Consider the following 17,539-nt stretch of genomic DNA (forward strand, 5'->3'; position numbering starts at 1 on the left):
CCGCCGGCCTATTGAGCGGCCCGCGCGCCGCACAGCGCTTTTGTGATCTCCGAGACGAGTTGTTCCTGCTGATAGGGCTTGCGCAGCCGTGGCAGGTCCATGCTGTTTCCCGGCGGCAGATCGGCGTACCCGGTGGCGATGATCACGGGAAGGTCGGGCCTGAGCGTACGCGCTGCGGCGGCCAACTGCGTCCCGGTCATTTTGGGCATCGCGTAATCGGTGATGAGGACGTCAACCTTCCGTCCGCTCCTGAGGATATCGAGCGCATCCGCACCCGAGTTCGCTTCGAAGACCTCGTGTCCGAGGTCTTCGAGCAAGTAGGCGGTACTCGTCGAAATCAACGGGTCGTCGTCGACGAGCAGAACCGTGGCGCACGCGGCGAGCCGGCCATCTTCCGGAAGCATCGTTTTGGTGGGTTGCGGCACAAAGGGCAGTTGGGACGTCACGGGTAGCCATAGTTCAGCCTGCGTGCCACGGCCGGGCGAGCTTTGCAGCCTCAACGCACCATCCAACTGGAGCGCCAACCCGTGAATCATCGAAAGGCCCAGCCCCGTGCCTTTGCCCACTTCCTTCGTCGTAAAAAAGGGCTCGGTGGCCTTTGACAGTGTTTCCGGATCCATTCCAAGACCCGTATCGCTAACGGTCAGCCGAACATACTCGCCGGCGGCGAGGTCGATGCTGGCCGATGCGCGAACTGCGTCGACCCGGATCGAAATCGTGCCGCCGTCCGGCATCGCATCGCGGGCGTTGACGACTAAATTGAGGAGCGCGAGTTCGATCTGATTGGCATCGACGAGCGTCAACGGCACCTGCTCGGGCAGCGCGAAGCTCAGCTCGATGCTGGCGCCGACGGAGCGCTCGAGCAGATCGGTCATCCCGCGAATGAGCGTGGATAAGTGGGTGGGTTCGATCCGGAGGTCTTGCTGCCGCGCGAAGGCCAACAGGCGCTGCGTCAGCGACGCACCGCGCTGCGCGCCCCGCAGCGCGCCGTCGATCAGGTGCATGGCTTTTTCGTTGGCGGCCTGCTTGCGCAACAGTTCGAGGTTGCCCATGACCGCCATCAGCAGATTGTTGAAGTCATGCGCCACACCCCCCGTCAGCTGCCCGATCATTTCCATCTTTTGGACCTGGCGCAGCGCTTCTTCCGTTCGCTCGCGCTGGCGCATCTCCTCGAGCACGGTTTCATGCGCGTGCTCGAGCTGCGCCGTGCGCTCGCTGACCTTGGTTTCAAGCGTCTCGTTCAGCCGCCGCAAGCTCTCTTCGGCAACGTGGCCCGCGGTGAGCGCGGTGCGCAGGCGCGCTTCGCCTTCGCGCAACGCCTCGATACGGCTGCGCGCTTCGTATTGCCGGTACCGTCCTCGCTGCGCGGTTCGCACCACGCTGACGAACGTCGTCGGGTGAAACGGGCGTTCGAGAAAGATGACATTGCCGAGCGTTTCGTACAGCCGTCGTGCGCCGGGATTGTGCTCGGGCGAGCCGCCGCGCTGCGTCAAGACGATAAACGGAAAGTCCGACCATGTCGGTTGCAAGGTGACCCAAGTCGTGACCGCCGCGAGGTCGGCATCGTGCAGCGCCTCTTCGGTCAGGACGCCGCAGCCGATCCGGTCGGTCAGCAGCGCGGCGAAACGCGCCAGATCCTGGCAGACGATCGACTCGATGCCGGACTGCTGCAACAACGTGGCCGCAACCGAGGCGTCTCGTCCATGTGGCGCGAGGATCAACGCCGGGCAGTCGCGTGAGCTATTCGTTGCCATTGCTGGTCAAGGCGGGATTGAGCAGCGGTCCGGCGTTTCCGACGAATGACGGCACGCCGTGCAGCACGCCCTGAAAATCTTCGAGGGGGGCGCCGACCGTGAGGCCCGCCTGACCCACGCGAAACTCGCGGATCGTTTCTTCGTGGCGGCCGGTGCGCTTCTTGATGACGGATACGGCGCGCCGCACTCGGCCGAACGCCTCGAAGTAACGCAAGAGAATGACCGTATCCGCGAGGTAAGTGACTTCGACGGGCGCCTTCATGTCGCCGACGAGGCCATGCTGGACGACAGTCAGGAAGGTCGTGGCACCCTGCCGATTCAGATACTGCAGTAACTCGTGAATATGAACCACGAGCGCATTTTCCTGCGGCATCGCCGCTTGATATCCGTTCAGGCTGTCGATCACGACGGTCTTGGCTTGCTGCTCGTCGACTACAGCGCGTACGCGGTGGGCGAACTCGCCAGGGGATAATTCCGCGGCATCGATTTGCTCGAGATGGAGATGGCCGGTGTCGATCGCGGCTTGGAAGTCGATCCCCATTTTTTGGGTGCGGTCGATCAGCAGGCCCAGTTCTTCGTCAAAGATGAACAAGGCCGCTTTCTCCCCCCGCGTGAGGGCCGCGGAGACGAACTGCAACGCAAAGGTCGATTTGCCCGCACCGGACGGACCCAGCACCAGGGTGCTCGAGCCTTGATCGACGCCGCCCCCCAGCAAAGCGTCCAGCTCCGGTACGCCGCTGCCGACGTTCATGCGGCCGGTCCGGCTACGGTGCTCCGAGGCGACGAGGCGCGGGAACACCGATACGCCGCCCTTTCGGATTGCGAAGTCATGGTATCCCCCTCGGAAGGCGCGTCCGCGGTATTTTGACACCTTGAGCCTGCGTCGCTCGGCCCCGTAGTCCGGAGCGAGTTCTTCGAGCTTGATGACAGCATGGGCGATGCTATGAACCGTTTTATCGTCCTCATCCGAGCTCAGATCGTCGAGCAGCAGGACGGTGGCGCCGTAGCGCGCGAAATAGTGTTTAAACGCCAGGAGCTGCCGGCGATAGCGCAGCGAGCTCTGCGCGAGGAGGCGGATCTCCGACAAACTGTCGATCACCACCCGCTTGGGCCGAGCCCGTTCGTAGGCACCGAGAATGGCCTGCGTGGTCTCGCCGAGTTCCAGATCCGACGAATACAGCAAGCTCTGTTGTTGATCGGCATCGAGCAGGCTCTCGGGCGGGACGACCTCGAAGACGTCGATGTTCTCGTCGAGCTGCCAGCCATGCGAGGCGGCGCCGTTGCGCAGCTCTGTGTCCGTCTCGGATAACGTGATGTAAAGGCCCCGTTCGTCCGCTTGCGCGCCGGTAATGAGAAAACGGAGCGCGATCGTCGTTTTGCCCGTCCCGGGCGCCCCCTCGAGCAGGAACAGGTTTCCTTCGGTGAGTCCGCCCATCAGCACATCGTCCAGACCGGGCACGCCGGTCCGGGCTATCCGCATAGTGTCCGTGTCAGCGGCCATCGATCTCTCCCGGTCGTTTCAGGCATGGCGGGGGAGGGCGACGTCGGAAAGTTCGTGGGAGCTGGGACGGTGGAGCGGCAAGGGTCATGGTCGCGTCTCCCGAAAGATGACATGACCGAGCAATCATCGGACCCGAAGCGCGAGGACGGGGCGCGAGGCGTCCGTCCCCGCCTTATAGGCTCGGCGCTTCGCCCGGCGGGCGGAAAGCGCCGGGGCGCGCTGGAAAAGACCGGGAAATCCGGCCGTTCGATGTAAATAGGGGAAGGGTGAGTTAACTCGCGCTCGTGACAGTCACTGTCACTCTCACTTTCATTGCTTAGACGAAAACGAGTGCGTGTCCGCATACGAGCTGACGACGGCACGGTGACGCGATCCGCCGGGCAGGGCGGTCGGCGTGCTCGCCAGCCAATACTCCACCGTCACCCCCAGCCCGTGCGCTGCTTCTGCCGCGATGCACCGGCAGGCGGTCTCTGTCGAGGCTCGGACAATGCGCTCGGCAGCCTGGAAAACGAAGCGGACCTCGACTTCGTGTTCGACCACGCGCATGAACATTTCGCGCAGATCGGCCGCCGCGTCGTTCATCCGGGCCCAGGCGCGCACTTCGGCAAAGTGGTAATCGAGCCAGCGCGAGAAAAACCAGGCGTCCTCGCGGCTCGCCAGGGTGAACGCGACGTCGCACGAAACCGGGCCACACCACTCGATTGTGCTGGCCGCCAGCCGTACCGCTCGATGCTCGCGAGCAGCCGTTTCCGTACCGGCGGCACGTCCCGCGGCACCGTCACGCCGCCGCGGGGAGGCGGTGGCTACGGCTGAGGGATTGGCCAACTGCCCCATTTCTTGCTCTAAAGGCACGGTGCCCAGATGAATCTGATCGGCGCGCAGCGCCTGCCACAGCAGGGCATCGTCGTCGGCGCGCGAGGGCTGCAGCGTGACCTCGACGGTTCGGCCTGCGCATGGAATCGCTGTGCGCGCAACGAGCCTGAGTTCGCATAGCGACGTTGAATCGGCAATGATCTGCGCGCGCCGCGGCAAGCCGATCGCGGGCCAATCGGCCGGGGCAGCGGCGTTGGCGGCCACCGTCAGCCCGCGCCGATCGAGCCGGGCGAGCGGCATCGCCGATGCGCTATCGTCATACTTGACGGTGATTCGCGCCCATGCGGCGAAGGCGTCGCAGGAAGCCAGTGTGGGCGCATCGCTAGAGATATACACGGTATTCCTTCCTCAGCAGCAAGCTTGCAGGGCGAATTCGCTGCAATCGCGCTGCACAATGAGAGCAGTATCGATGCCGAGTGCGGTGAGCGTTTGGATGTCCAGATCGATCCAACATGCGACGACCATCCGGCCGTCGATCCGCTGAGCAGGGCCGGCCCGGTGCGCGTGCACGCCGATGCGGCGGAACAGCCGCTCCATACTGAGGAACGTCACGCCGATCAACTGGCGAGCCCCCAGTTTGACGGCGCACTCGACCACCGAGGCGAGCATCGGCCGGACGGCCCACGCGCTCGTCTCTTCGCCGAACGTCCCGTCGGATGCGCTCGCCGCGAAACGCGACAGTTCCCAGACATCCTCGGACCGGGGCGGCGCCATGCCATCGGCCAGCAACGAGGGAAACAATTCCTGCAACAGATAAGGGCACGAAGTAGGCAACAATCTCGCACAACCGCAAATGGCTCCCGATTCGTCATGGGCCACGACATATACCGTGTCGTCGCGATCGTATTGGTCACGTTCGAAGTGCTCATCGGCACACGGCAAACGCCACCCCAATTGTTCGACGAAGATTCGGTGCCGATATTGCGCAAGCGCTGCATCGAGATCGCCGGGTAGGCCATCGCCGTGAACAGAAGTCCGCATGAAACCCTCGCTTTTAATTTTGATGAGCGCATTACATCGCGCGCTCCGAGGGGCGGTAACTGTCAACGTTGACAGGACTGAGAAAGGTGTGATTAATCCTGCCGGAGCGTTCCATCGCTCCTGGGCATTCTCAGTCGCAACTAATAATGAGATTGAAATGAACCGACGATTTGCTTATAAATGAGACCTGTGCATGAGTGAGCAGTCGAATCGAGCGTGGGGCGACCCGCGCTCGGCCCGATTGGAGCGTCGGACCGCGTACGGTCGGCTTACCCCACGGTGCGAGTACAGCTTGTGCGACGACGTTGGGCCAGTTCAGGCCGGCGACGCGCCGCAGCAGCGCTTGGGCCGTGTACGCCATGCCGAGATCGAGACCGCGCGGATCGGTGCACATGACGTTGCTGCGAATATCGCCCCACGCGACGAGCAAGGCACCGGAGGCGCGATCGACATACCAGTCCCAGCCGAGCGTGACATGCGGCGCGCTGGCGTTGCGCGTACGTTGCCACTCCGTGTACCCGGCGCTGCTTGCGTCCACGCCTTCCGCGCGTAGTTCCGCGAGCAGGCCGTGGTCGGGCGCGGAGTCGACATGCTCGAGCTCGAGCGCGCCGAGGGCGCACTCCGGCATGCGGACGTAGCCGTCGACGTGTTGGCCGGGCAGCGTGGTGGAAGGAAGTCTCATGCGCCGGACTGTAGCAGCCTGCCGCAGGCGTGGGACCTGACAACTATGACAGCCTTGTGTGCCGTGTTACTTATCAGTTGAGGTATTCATGGAATTGCCGTTGCGGTGGCAGGATAGTTACGAACAACTGCGCTCTGCGTCCGACGAGCGGCAGCTGTTCGACCGGATCGCGGGGTTCGCGAAGCGCCTGGGCTTCGAGTACTGCTGCTACGGGATCCGTGTGCCGCTGCCGGTGTCGAATCCGGCTGTCGCGATTTTCGACACGTATCCCTCGGGATGGATGAAGCACTATCAGGACAACCATTTCATCGACGTGGATCCGACAGTGCGCGAAGGACTGACGAGTTCGCGGCTCATCGTATGGCCGGAAGCATCCGCGAACGCGCCGCGGCTATGGAACGATGCACACGATCACGGGCTGCGCGTGGGTGTCGCGCATTCGAGTTGGGCGGCTCACGGGGTGTATGGCCTGCTGACGATGGCCCGGCATGCCGATGCGCTCACGAGCAACGAAATCGATGATTTGACCCTGCAGGCCAGTTGGCTCGCGAATCTGTCGCACTCGCTCATGAGCGAGTTTCTGGTGCCGCGGCTGGCGCCCGAAGCCACTGTCGTGCTCACGCCGCGGGAGTGCGAGGTGCTGTGTTGGACCGGCGAGGGGAAGACGGCGTGCGAGATCGGCCAGATTCTCAATATCTCCGAGCGCACGGTCAATTTCCACGTCAACAACGTTTTGCTGAAACTGAACGCGACCAACAAGGTGCAGGCTGTCGTCAAGGCGATTGCGATGGGCCTGATCGCCTCGGGTTGACGGCGGTTAGTGACCGCATTGCAGTCGTGCGTTGATCCGTCGATTACAACGAAAATTCCTCGAAGACGAGCTGACGCAGCCATTAATTGCCCGGCTTACGATGGTTCTTCCCACCTGCAGCCGGATTTTTTGACGCCATGAGGCGGTTCGCATGCCGCAGGTGGCGTTGGAACAAGCAATAAGACTCCCGGCCGCCCGCACCGGAAGCCTTCCCCGCCCGAATGCTCGACGCGGTGCGCTTGCGGCTTGCTGGCCGCAGGCTCGCTGCGCCCAACGGCAGTACCGAAGCGCTTAGTCCTCGTCGGCGTGCGCAGCGAGTTCTTCCTCCAAGCTGTCCAGCAACACAAAAATATCGGTCAGGTTTTTCTTCAGCGCCTTGAGCGCCGTGGGCGAAAGGTTCGCCACGGCCACTTGTTCGAAGTGCTGAGCGATTGGGACGAGTTGCTCAAGCAGCCGGTGGCCGCTATTCGTCAGATTGATCGCGACCGTGCGAGCGTTGTTCTCCAGTCTGCTGCGCGAGACGAGCTTCATCTTCTCCATCGTTCCGATCAGCCTGGAGAGCGTCGAGAGTTCGACGGTCGTCATATCCGCAAGATCGTTCAAGCGTTGTCCCGGTACTTCATGGAGCGCCGCCATGACGCGATACATCGGCAAAGTCACGCCGTACGACGCGATGCGGCGCGAGAAAAGCTCGCCCATGCGAACACCTACGCGGGCGAGCAGGTAGGGAACGGAATCAGTCAACTTGTACACGGTGAGGCACCTCGCTATCGATTGACGGATTCTATCAAAGCAACATTTCCACTCTCATTATTTGTATTGCCAACAGTTGCAAATGAAACTATAGTCGCTCCAACACGGTGCTGAAGCCCGGGATTATGAAAGGAGACGTCATGGATACGCCCGCCGTAGCGCTTTCGCCTGCGACTGCCACCTCGTTCCGCGCCGCGATGCGACGGATTGCGTCGACGGTGACCATCGTGACAGCATCCGACGGCGAGCGCCGTCATGGCATGACGATGACCGCGGTCAGTTCGTTGTCGATGGACCCGCCTTCGATGCTCGTATGCGTCAACCAAAACACGTTCCTGCACGACATCCTGATGTCGGCCCGACGCTTCTGCGTCAACGTGCTCAAACACGATCAAGCCGATGTCTCCACTGCATTTAGCGGCGCCGCGCCAGCTGGCGAACGTTTCCGCGTGGGGGCTTGGACCCGGACCGAGCCCGGCATCGACTATCTGACGACGGCGCAGGCGAACATCTTTTGCAGCAAGGTCGCGGCTTTTCCGTTCGGCACTCACACGATCTTTATCGGCAAGGCGGACGACGTTCTACTGAACGAGGACGACCGTCCGCTTCTGTACCGGAATGCGGGTTATTGCTGAGCAAGATAGAGCCCGCGGTGAATCGATACCTGGAGGGACATATGGTTATTGCAGAAAAAGAGGAGCGTGCGACGGAGCAAGCGTTGTCGCCGACACCGGAGCAGTTGCGCAGCAGCGTTTCCGCACTGAGCGCAGTGCTGAAATCTCGTGCGACGACAGTGGAAGCTGAACGCCGCGTGCCGATGGAAAATATCGAGGCATTGCGCGCCGTCGGCTATTTCGACGTATTGAAGCCCAAGGCATTCGGCGGTTTCGAATACGGCTTCTCGACACTCGTCGATCTGAACATCGAGCTCGCGAAGAGTTGTGCGTCCACTGCCTGGGTCGCGGGACTGCTTGCCGCGCATCAGTGGCTGGTCGCCGGATTCCCGGAACAGGCGCAGCGCGATGTATGGGGTAGTGATCCCGACGCACTGGTGTGTGGTTCCTACGCGCCGGCCTGCCAGGCACAGGCAACCGAAGGGGGCTACCTGATCAGCGGGCGTTGGAGTTTCGCAAGCGGCTGTGAATGCGCGCAATGGTCGCTCTGTGCCGCGGTGATTCCTCCCGAGGGCGATCGGGAAAAATCCGCTCCCGCATTTCTGCTGGTGCCCGAGTCCGATTATGTCATCGATGATACCTGGCATGTTGTCGGCCTGGCCGGCACCGGCAGCAAGACACTGGTGCTCGATAACGTGTTCGTGCCGAAGCATCGGCTGCTGTTCTTCTCGCAGACTACCAGCGGTCAGACGCCTGGAGCACAGACGTACAGCGAGAACCCCGGCTTTTCGATTCCGATGCTCACGACCATTCCGTCGTGTCTTGCCTCCGTTGCGGTAGGCGCGGCGCAAGGCGCGCTGGACGACTATCTCGAGCGCACGGCGCGTCGCGTGACGCGCGGCGCGGTGGCCGGTGCGCAGAATCGAATGGCCGAATTTCCGACTATCCAGCTGCGCGTTGCCGAAGCGACGGCCAGCGCGGATGCCGCGAGAAAGGTTCTGTTGAGCGATTTGCGCGAGCGCGAAGCGACTGTGCTTTCCGGCGAACGCGTGTCGGTCGAAGAGCGCATTCGGAGCCGCCTGGGGCAGGCGTTTGCTGTCTCCCTCGCCGTTCGCGCCGCCGAGGCGTTGAATGCCTCGACGGGCGGGCAAGGCCTCGATCTCTCGCACCCTGTGCAACGGGCATGGCGCGACGCCAACGCAGTGGGGCGGCATATCAGCATGAACTGGGACACGGTAGGGACCATGTACGGGCAGATGGCGCTCGGTCTCGAGCCGCAAGGTCAATACTAAAACAGTCGGAACATCGCATGTCTTTCAAAGCAACCAGGAAAATCGCACTCGAAGAGCATTTCGCGATCGAGGCAACGGTTCAGGATTCCGCTGGATTCGTGCCGCCTTCCTATTGGGTCGAACTCAAGCAGCGCTTGCTCGATATTCAGGGGCGACGTATCGACGAAATGGATCAGAACGGCGTCGAGTTGATGATCCTTTCGCTGAATGCGCCGACGGTGCAGGCCGTGCCGAATATCCACGATGCCTACGATCTGTCGCGCCGCGCAAACGACTTTCTCGCTGACCAGATCGCGAAGCGGCCCGACCGGTTCAAAGGCTTTGCCGCTTTGCCGATGCAATCTCCGGAGTTGGCCGCGCGTGAGCTCGAACGCTGCGTGAAGGAATTGAATTTCGTCGGTGCGCTGGTCAACGGCTTCTCACAGGTAGAAGGCTCGGACGCGGCGCTTTACTACGACCTGCCCCAATACCGGCCGTTCTGGTCGGTCGTCGAGACGCTCGATGTTCCCTTCTATCTGCATCCGCGTAATCCGCTCGCGGCGCACGCGCCGATCTACGACGGTCACCCGTGGCTGCTCGGGCCGACGTGGGCATTTGGTCAGGAAACCGCGGTGCATGCGCTGCGTTTGATGGGTTCTGGCCTGTTCGACGCGTATCCGCGGCTGAAAATTATTCTCGGACATATGGGCGAAGGCTTGCCGTACAGCATGTGGCGCATCGACAACCGCAACGCGTGGGTGAAGACCGAACCGAACTATCCCGCGAAAAAGCGCATCGCGGAATATTTTCACCATAACTTCTGGCTCACCACATCCGGGAATTTCCGGACCCAGACCTTGATCGACGCGATGCTCGAAATCGGATCCGACCGCATTCTGTTTTCGGCGGACTGGCCCTTCGAGAACGTCGATCACGCGGCGCTTTGGTTCGACCAGGCTGCCATCAGCGAGAACGACCGCGTAAAGATAGGAAGAACGAATGCGGCGCACCTCTTCAAGCTGGAGCCGTAACGAGACCGCGTCAAGGCCGGTCATTGAAGCGACGAAGCGAAAATACAAAAATGGAGTGAGACACATGCACAGCGATACGATCGATGTGAATGACGAACTGTCGGACGCGCCTGTCGGTGCAATGCACATCAAGCTCGGCATTCTGCTTGCATTGATGACGCTATTCGACGGCTACGACACCTTCAATCCCGCGTACGTCATCCATTATGTACGCGGGCCCTGGCACCTGTCGCTGCAGCAGGCAGGACTGCTGATTTCGAGCGGACTGGTCGGGTTTCTCGTTGGCGCGGCGGTTCATGGCGCGATCGCAGACCGCTTCGGCCGCCGCATCACGCTGATTGCAGGACTGTGGATCACGACGGTCTTCTCCTTGTTGACGGCACTCGCGGCGGATTCTTTTGCCAGCTTTTGCACCTTGCGCATCCTGACGGGACTCGGCCTCGGGGTTCTGTTGCCGCTCTCCACGACCTACATCAACGAACTCGCGCCAAGACGGGTCGAGAACACTTTCGCGCTGTGGGGCGTGGCCCTCGGTTGGGCAACGGGTGGCGCAGCGGCTGGGCTCGTCGGCGTCTTTCTCACGCCTTATGCCGGCTGGCAGGGTCTCTACTGGATTGGCTCGTTGTCGATTCTGCTGATTCCTTTCGTGCATCTTTATTTGCCCGAATCGCCGAAGTTCGCGCTGCTGCGCGGCCGTGAGAGCGAAGTGCGAGACATTCTTGCGAAGCTGAGACCGGAGCGGGCGCATCTATACCGCACGCTTTCGATCACAACGACGCCCGTGCGGGAAAAGACGCCTTTTCTCGCGTTGCTCGCCGTGCCTTACCGCGGCCTTTCCGTCTCTATCTGGTTGGCGAGCTTTCTAAGCCTTTTTTGCATTTTCGGACTGTCCGGATGGATCCCGACACTCATGCAAGCCCGTGGGGAAAGCTTCGGTGCCAGCTTCGGATTCGGCGCATTGATGCAGGTGATGTCTTTCGTTGGCGGTTTGATATGCGGGCGCCTGGTTGACCGAACCGGCCGTCCGCGGTTCTGGCTTTGCGCGTGGTGGGCCGCAGGCGCGCTCGCGGTATTGATGCTGGTCTTACTGCAGTCGCACTGGGCCGATCTGGTGTGCAGCGCAATGGCTGGCTTCTGCATCATCGGCGCTCAATTCGTTCTCAACAATTTTACGGCTGCCGCCTACGAGACGCACATGCGGGCGACTGCCGTGGGGATGGAACTGGCTGTCGGGCGGCTTGGCGCAATTCTCGGACCGTTCATTGGCGGAGCGTTGCAGCAGACGTTCGGCGGCACCCACGCGATGCTGCTTGCGATCGTCGCCGCCGCGGCGGGGGCGGCGCTGAGCGTGCGGTTTGCGACGAAATCGATAGGGTGCGATTTCGATAGCCGGGGCGAGGCGCAGGATGCGTCGGCCAGCACGAGCGCTGTAGAGCGCCTGCATCGGAAAGCGGTCGCCACAAGTTCTAAAGCGGTATAACGGGAGATCTCGATGCACAACGTCGACGAAGACAGCATTACGCCGCTCGTGCTGGCGAGGCATGCGCAAGGGGCCAATGTCCGGCTCAATCAGATCATGACGAGCCTGGTCCAGCACCTCCATGCATTCGCTCGAGAAGTGAGACTGACCGAGGACGAGTGGTTCAAGGGAATCGAATTCCTGACGGCCGCCGGTCACATTACCGACGACAAGCGTCAGGAGTTCATTCTTCTGTCAGATACCCTCGGTTTGTCGATGCTGGTCACGGCGATGAACAACAGCAAGCCTGCGCAGTGCACCGAATCGACCGTGTTGGGCCCGTTTTTCGTTGCCGATGCACCGGAGTACCAGAATGGAGACGACATCGCGAACGGAGCGAAGGGGGAGCCTTGCTTCGTGACGGGAAGGGTGAAAGGACTTAACGGCGAGCCGGTCGCGAACGCGTGCATCGATGTCTGGCAGGCGGACTCCGACGGCTTCTACGACGTGCAATATGAGGGCCAGGCGGGCGCGCTCGGTCGCGGAAGATTGCATAGCCGCGCGGATGGCTCGTTCGATTTCCGCTCGGTGACTGCGGAGTCATATCCGATTCCCTATGACGGTCCCGTCGGAAAGATGCTTGACGCACTCGGTCGTCATCCGTGGCGGCCCGCGCATCTGCATTTCATGATCGCAGCGCACGGTTATGAACGTCTCATCACGCACGTATTCCGCGCGGGCGACCAATATCTGGATTCGGACGCGGTATTTGGCGTGCGCTCCTCGCTGGTCGCCGATTGGACGCGGCACGAGTCCGGCATCGCGCCCGATGGAACGAAGCTGAACATGCCTTACAGTACGCTCGACTTTACATTTGTCCTCAATCCGACCGACGAGAAGAATGCAAACGCCCGCTCCTGAACGGTCCTTTCGAGTTATCTGAATCCCAATGCGCGACATGCAAGCATTCATCTATCAGGCGCAGTCCGCTCGCGTTATCTTCGGTTCTGGAACCGGTGGACAACTCGCCGACGAGGCCGCGCGACTTGGACTAAAGCGGCTCCTCATACTCTGCACGCCGGGGCAGACGGCGCTGGCCGAGCGCGCGCGTGAATGGGCGGGCGAACGGGCGGTCGGCGTATTTGCGGGCGCTACGATGCATACACCCGTCGATGTGACGGAACGGGCGCTCGTCGCGGTTCGAGATCTGCATGCCGATGGCGTCGTGTCGATCGGTGGTGGATCGACAATCGGGTTGGGTAAGGCGATCGCACTGCGGACCGACTTGCCGCAGATCGTTCTGCCGACCACTTACGCCGGTTCCGAAATGACGCCCATTCTCGGTGAAACCAAAGACGGCCGGAAGACGACGCAGCGCAGCCCGAAGATCCTGCCCGAAACCGTGATCTACGACGTCGACCTGAGCAGGTCGCTGTCACCGCGCATATCGGCTCTATCGGCATTCAATGCGATCGCTCACGCTGTCGAAGCGCTGTATGCACCGGACACTAATCCGGTTATTTCGCTGATGGCGGAAGAAGGCATACGCACGCTGGTCGCGACATTGCCGCGGCTGATCGAATTTCCTGACGATCCCGCGATCAGAAGCGGCATGCTGTACGGCGCGTGGCTCTGTTCATGCTGCCTTGGCAGCACCACGATGGGCTTGCATCACAAGCTGTGTCACACGTTAGGCGGCGCATTCGATCTGCCGCATGCGGAAACCCACACGGTCGTGCTGCCGTACGTCATGGAATTCAATGCGCCGGCGATACCCGACGCAATGGCGCGTTTGTCTGCCGCCATGAACACCGGCGATCCGGTCAATAGTCTGCTGGCTCTGGGGCGCCTCTGCCGGGTTCCGGCGGCGCTAAAGGACATTGGTATGCCGGAAGAAGGGATCGGCCGAGCGGTGCGTCAGTTGTTGGAAAATCCGTATGTCAATCCGCGGCCGTTGGACGCGGCTGTATTGACCGAACTGCTCGAGCGCGCATGGAGCGGAGCAGGAAGTCGAACTTCCGGTTAGCGTCGCCGCCCCCCGGCGAGCTTATGGATTCGACGGGGGCGGCACGCTTGCCTCTCGCTTACGAGGGCAACCGCGAAGAGCGGATCGCGGGCAGCGGGCCCAGGTCAGCCAGCGGATGCTGCGCGCTTGCCCACGGCGAGCGTAAGAAGTGCGCGACGCGTTCCTGACGGACGTCCGCCAGCGAGGCAGGCTGCCATCTCGGCGTACGGTCCTTGTCAATCAAATGCGCACGCACGCCTTCGCGGAAATCGCCTTCCTCGATCGCGCGTGAAACGATGCCCAGCTCCATCCGATAGGCATCGGCCAGTGTGATGCGCCGTCCGCGCAAGATCGCCTCGCGCGTGACGTGCAGCATCGTCGGCGAATAGCCGTGCAGCGCATCGAGCGCCGACTGTAGCCACGCGCGCAACGCTGGGGGCGGGTTCGAGATCAGCGCCGCCGCGAGCGACGCGGCCATTTCGCCCACGGTCGAACGTGCGGCGAAATGCTTTTCGACGGCTGGCAGCAAGGCGGCAATAGGCGCGGGCGGTATCGGTGCCGAAGGCGGCACGAACGCTTCGCGCAGGCGTGCGGCGACCTGATCCGGCGGTAGGCTTGCCAAGCGCGTTTCGAATCCGCGCAGCCATTCGCTCTGCACACAGACATCGGCGAGACCGCACAGAACCGCATCGGCGCCCGAGAGCACCGCGCCAGTGAGGCTCAGATAGAGCGCGAGCTCCGTCGGCATGACGCTCATGAAGCGGGTGGCGCCGACATCCGGGACGAAGCCGATCCGCGTCTCGGGCATCGCAATCTTGCTTCGCTCCGTGGCGACGCGTAGCGAGGCGGCTTGAGCCAAGCCCATTCCACCTCCCATCGTAATACCGTCGGCGAGCGCGACGATCGGCTTCGGAAACGCGTGCAGTGCGAAGTCGAGGCGATATTCGTCGATGAAGAACGCGCGCCAGCCGTCTTCGCCGTCCACGCGGCCGGCGCTGGCCGCTTGATGGATCGCGCGCACGTCGCCGCCTGCGCAGAACCCTTTCTCGCCGCTGCCGCGCAGGACGAGCGCGACGATGGCATCGTCGTCGCGGCAGCGCTCGATGTGCTGCGCGAGCGAACGCACCGTCGCATGCGAGAGCGCATTGAGCGCGTGCGGGCGATCGAGTGTCAGGATCGCGACGCCGTTGACGACGTGGCCGAGCACGCGCCCCTCCGCCGGTTGCGCGGCGCCCGATACGCCGTCGCGTGCGGCATTCAAGGATTCGGCACGTGCGTTCATTCAATGTCTCCGTTCAAGGTCATGGCATAAAAACGGGCGAGCGGTGCAGCCGGTTTCACTGCTGCGCCGCGTCGCGTTGGTACAGCGAAATGATGGCGGAGAAGTCCAGCCCGCCCTGGCCGTTCGCGCTCATCGCTTGATAGAGCTGCTGCGCGAGCGCGCCGAGAAAGATCGGCTGCCTGGCACTGCGGGCGGCTTCGGCGGCGAGGCCAAGGTCCTTCAGCATCAGATCTGCCCCGAACCCGCCCGTATAGCCGCGCGATGCCGGCGCGGTATCGACGATGCCCGGATACGGGTTGTAGCTGTCCGAACTCCAGCAGCGGCCCGTCGACGTATTGATGATGCCGGCCAATACCTTCGGGTCGATTCCGAGCGCGGCGCCAAGCGACATGGCCTCGGCGACACCCGTCATCGTAATGCCGAGCAGAAGGTTGTTGCAGATCTTGGCGACTTGGCCCATGCCCGTGTCGCCGCAGCGGACGATGTTTTTACCCATCGCGCCAAGGACGGGGCGGATGTCGCCGAACACCGTTTCGTTTGCGCCGACCATGAAGGTGAGCGTGCCGGCCGCCGCCCCGCCGGTGCCGCCGGAGACGGGGGCGTCGACGAAGGCGTTGCCGTGTGCCTGCGCCAGCTTGGCGAATGCCTGGGCGCTCGCCGGATCGATCGTGCTCGAATCGATGATCGTGACGCCGGGCGCGATGCCGGCGAGCACGCCGAGCTCGTCCGTCAGGACACTGCGCACATGTGCGGCGGCCGGCAGCATCGTGATGACGAGTTCGACATTCGCCGCCGCCGCTTTTGGCGACGTGCATGCCGTCGCGCCGCGTTCCGCCAGTTCGCGCAGGGCGGCGGCGTTCAGGTCGAACGCCTGCAGTGTATGGCCGTGGTTCAACAGATTGCGTGCCATGGGCGCGCCCATGTTGCCAAGGCCAATGAATCCGATCTTCATGGGAAATCTCTCCTTGTTCGGGCGAGCCGAGCGCGCTTGGCGTCAGCGCAGGTTGATCGTCGTATTCACGCCGCCCGTGGCCGGCGCATCGTCGAACCAGCGCGCCGTGACGGTTTTCGTTTGCGTATAGAACTGCACGACTTGCTTGCCGTAGGGCCCCAAGTCGCCCAGTTTCGAGCCGCGCGAACCGGTGAAGCTGAAGATCGGGACCGGCACCGGGATCGGGATATTGATGCCCACCTGGCCGACGTCGATTTCGCTTTGGAACTTGCGCGCTTGCGCACCGCTTTGCGTGAACAGGCCGACGCCGTTGCCGAACGGATTGCGATTGACGAGCGCAATCGCATCATCGAGTGTATCGACGCTGAGTACGACGAGCACCGGGCCGAAGATTTCGGTGCGGTAGATCGTCATGTCCGTCGTCACATTCGAGAAGATTGTCGGGCCGACGAAGTTGCCGTTCTCGTAGCCGGGCACGCGCACGTCGCGGCCGTCCAGCAACAGCGTCGCTCCTTCCTCGACGCCCTTGGCGATCAGCGACAAGACCCGCTCCTTGGCAGCCTGCGAGACGAGCGGCCCGACGTCGGTGTTCGGCTCCGTGCCGGCGTTGACCTTCAGCGTCTTCGCGCGTGCCACGAGATCGGGCAGCCATGCGCGCGCTTCGCCCACGAGCACGACCGCCGAGGTGGCCATGCATCGTTGGCCCGCCGCGCCGAATCCCGCGCCGGCGAGCGCATTGAGCGTTTGCTCGCGATTGGCGTCGGGCAGCACGACAGCATGGTTCTTCGCACCCATCATCGATTGCACGCGCTTGCCGTGTTCGCTCGCCAGGGTATAGACATGCGTGCCGACGGCCGTCGAGCCCACGAACGAGACGGCTTTGATGTGTTCGTGCGTGCAGAGCGCGTCGACGGCTTCCTTACCGCCATGCACGACGTTCAGCACGCCATGCGGTACGCCGGCCTCGATCGCGAGTTCGACGAGCGCCATCGTCGATAGCGGGTCCTGCTCGGACGGTTTGAGTACGAACGTGTTGCCGCAAACGATCGCCATCGGGAACATCCACAGCGGGATCATCGCGGGAAAATTGAACGGCGTGATGCCCGCGCATACGCCGATCGGCTGACGCAGCGTATAGGTGTCGACGCCGCCGGCGACGTTCTCGGCGAATTCGCCCAGCTGCAGCGTGCCGATCGATGCGGCATGCTCGACGACTTCGAGGCCGCGGAAGATGTCGCCCTCGGCATCGGGGAGCGTCTTGCCTTGCTCGGCTGTCAGAATCTTCGCGATGCGCGGCATGTGTTCGCGGATCAGCGCTTGGTACTTGAGCATGATCCGGGCGCGCACGCCGATCGGCGTGGACTTCCATTGCTCGAACGCCGTGTGCGCGGCACCGACCGCCGCATCGATTTCGGCACGGGTGGCGAACGGCACGCGCGCCAGCACTTCCTGCGTGGCGGGATTGACGATATCGCGCCATTGCGTCGAGGCCGACTCGACGAATTCTCCGTTGATCAACAGCTTAACGGTCGGGCGGCTCGCGCCGGCGGCGGAAGAGGCACTCATCGAT

At 62.6% G+C, this 17,539-nt stretch carries 15 protein-coding genes and 1 pseudogene; 7 read left to right on the forward strand and 9 right to left on the reverse strand.

Translation table 11 applies throughout. From position 1 onward, the window contains the following. Window positions 1-8: 8 nt before the first annotated feature. The 5 genes and pseudogenes from ACTHL0_RS18375 to ACTHL0_RS18395 form a co-directional block, all read right to left on the reverse strand. A complete protein-coding gene (locus ACTHL0_RS18375; RefSeq protein WP_440568263.1) occupies window positions 9-1,754 on the reverse strand; it encodes an ATP-binding protein in 1,746 nt (581 codons plus the stop codon). Next, the gene (locus ACTHL0_RS18380) at window positions 1,741-3,255 is read right to left on the reverse strand and encodes an ATPase domain-containing protein (protein WP_440568264.1); all 1,515 of its coding nucleotides are present in this window, start codon (window positions 3,253-3,255) and stop codon (window positions 1,741-1,743) included. Before ACTHL0_RS18380 ends, ACTHL0_RS18375 begins: the two co-directional genes overlap by 14 nt. Before the next feature lie 309 nt (window positions 3,256-3,564). Then, window positions 3,565-4,464: a hypothetical protein gene (locus tag ACTHL0_RS18385; RefSeq protein ID WP_440568265.1), complete on the reverse strand. Its 900-nt coding sequence runs from the start codon at window positions 4,462-4,464 to the stop codon at window positions 3,565-3,567. Window positions 4,465-4,476: 12 nt separating this feature from the next. Then, window positions 4,477-5,109 carry an acyl-homoserine-lactone synthase gene (locus ACTHL0_RS18390; RefSeq protein ID WP_440568266.1) on the reverse strand — a complete coding sequence of 211 codons (633 nt, stop codon included), beginning with the start codon at window positions 5,107-5,109 and terminating at the stop codon, window positions 4,477-4,479. A gap of 241 nt (window positions 5,110-5,350) precedes the next feature. Next, a pseudogene (locus ACTHL0_RS18395) lies at window positions 5,351-5,791 on the reverse strand (DUF4902 domain-containing protein); the annotation flags it as partial. Window positions 5,792-5,885: 94 nt separating this feature from the next. On the opposite strand from ACTHL0_RS18395, the gene ACTHL0_RS18400 reads away from it, so the two are divergent. Beyond that, window positions 5,886-6,602 (forward strand): autoinducer binding domain-containing protein, encoded by a 717-nt coding sequence (locus ACTHL0_RS18400; protein WP_440568276.1) that lies wholly within the window; start codon window positions 5,886-5,888, stop codon window positions 6,600-6,602. Window positions 6,603-6,893: 291 nt separating this feature from the next. Here the strand turns inward: ACTHL0_RS18400 and ACTHL0_RS18405 are convergent, their stop codons facing one another. Beyond that, entirely contained in the window at window positions 6,894-7,355 is a 462-nt protein-coding gene (locus ACTHL0_RS18405) for a MarR family winged helix-turn-helix transcriptional regulator (RefSeq protein ID WP_440568267.1), read from the reverse strand. 140 nt (window positions 7,356-7,495) lie between these two features. Here ACTHL0_RS18405 and ACTHL0_RS18410 point away from each other — a divergent pair, with 140 nt between their 5' ends. The 6 genes from ACTHL0_RS18410 to ACTHL0_RS18435 all read left to right on the forward strand — a co-directional run bounded on the left by ACTHL0_RS18410 (window position 7,496) and on the right by ACTHL0_RS18435 (window position 13,756). After that, window positions 7,496-7,990: a flavin reductase family protein gene (locus ACTHL0_RS18410; RefSeq protein WP_440568268.1), complete on the forward strand. Its 495-nt coding sequence runs from the start codon at window positions 7,496-7,498 to the stop codon at window positions 7,988-7,990. A gap of 41 nt (window positions 7,991-8,031) precedes the next feature. Continuing rightward, entirely contained in the window at window positions 8,032-9,261 is a 1,230-nt protein-coding gene (locus tag ACTHL0_RS18415) for an acyl-CoA dehydrogenase family protein (protein WP_440568269.1), read from the forward strand. A 17-nt stretch (window positions 9,262-9,278) separates the two neighbouring features. Then, window positions 9,279-10,271: an amidohydrolase family protein gene (locus tag ACTHL0_RS18420; RefSeq protein ID WP_440568270.1), complete on the forward strand. Its 993-nt coding sequence runs from the start codon at window positions 9,279-9,281 to the stop codon at window positions 10,269-10,271. 64 nt (window positions 10,272-10,335) lie between these two features. Further along, the gene (locus ACTHL0_RS18425; RefSeq protein WP_440568271.1) at window positions 10,336-11,751 is read left to right on the forward strand and encodes an MFS transporter; all 1,416 of its coding nucleotides are present in this window, start codon (window positions 10,336-10,338) and stop codon (window positions 11,749-11,751) included. A gap of 12 nt (window positions 11,752-11,763) precedes the next feature. Further along, window positions 11,764-12,651, forward strand: a complete 888-nt coding sequence (locus tag ACTHL0_RS18430; protein WP_440568272.1) for an intradiol ring-cleavage dioxygenase — start codon at window positions 11,764-11,766, stop codon at window positions 12,649-12,651. 37 nt (window positions 12,652-12,688) lie between these two features. Then, on the forward strand, window positions 12,689-13,756 hold the full coding sequence (locus ACTHL0_RS18435) for a maleylacetate reductase (protein WP_440568273.1): 1,068 nt from the start codon (window positions 12,689-12,691) through the stop codon (window positions 13,754-13,756). 58 nt (window positions 13,757-13,814) lie between these two features. Here the strand turns inward: ACTHL0_RS18435 and ACTHL0_RS18440 are convergent, their stop codons facing one another. Genes ACTHL0_RS18440 through ACTHL0_RS18450 form a run of 3 tightly spaced genes read right to left on the reverse strand, consistent with a single transcriptional unit; the run spans window position 13,815 to window position 17,535 of the window. Next, window positions 13,815-15,017: an enoyl-CoA hydratase/isomerase family protein gene (locus ACTHL0_RS18440; protein ID WP_440568274.1), complete on the reverse strand. Its 1,203-nt coding sequence runs from the start codon at window positions 15,015-15,017 to the stop codon at window positions 13,815-13,817. Window positions 15,018-15,072: 55 nt separating this feature from the next. Then, on the reverse strand, window positions 15,073-15,969 hold the full coding sequence (mmsB, locus tag ACTHL0_RS18445) for a 3-hydroxyisobutyrate dehydrogenase (RefSeq protein ID WP_440568275.1): 897 nt from the start codon (window positions 15,967-15,969) through the stop codon (window positions 15,073-15,075). A 42-nt stretch (window positions 15,970-16,011) separates the two neighbouring features. Continuing rightward, window positions 16,012-17,535, reverse strand: coding sequence for a CoA-acylating methylmalonate-semialdehyde dehydrogenase (locus tag ACTHL0_RS18450; RefSeq protein WP_440568277.1), 1,524 nt, complete (start codon window positions 17,533-17,535; stop codon window positions 16,012-16,014). Window positions 17,536-17,539: the final 4 nt, after the last annotated feature.

Source organism: Trinickia sp. (assembly GCF_051961175.1).
Classification (GTDB): Bacteria; Pseudomonadota; Gammaproteobacteria; order Burkholderiales; family Burkholderiaceae; genus Trinickia.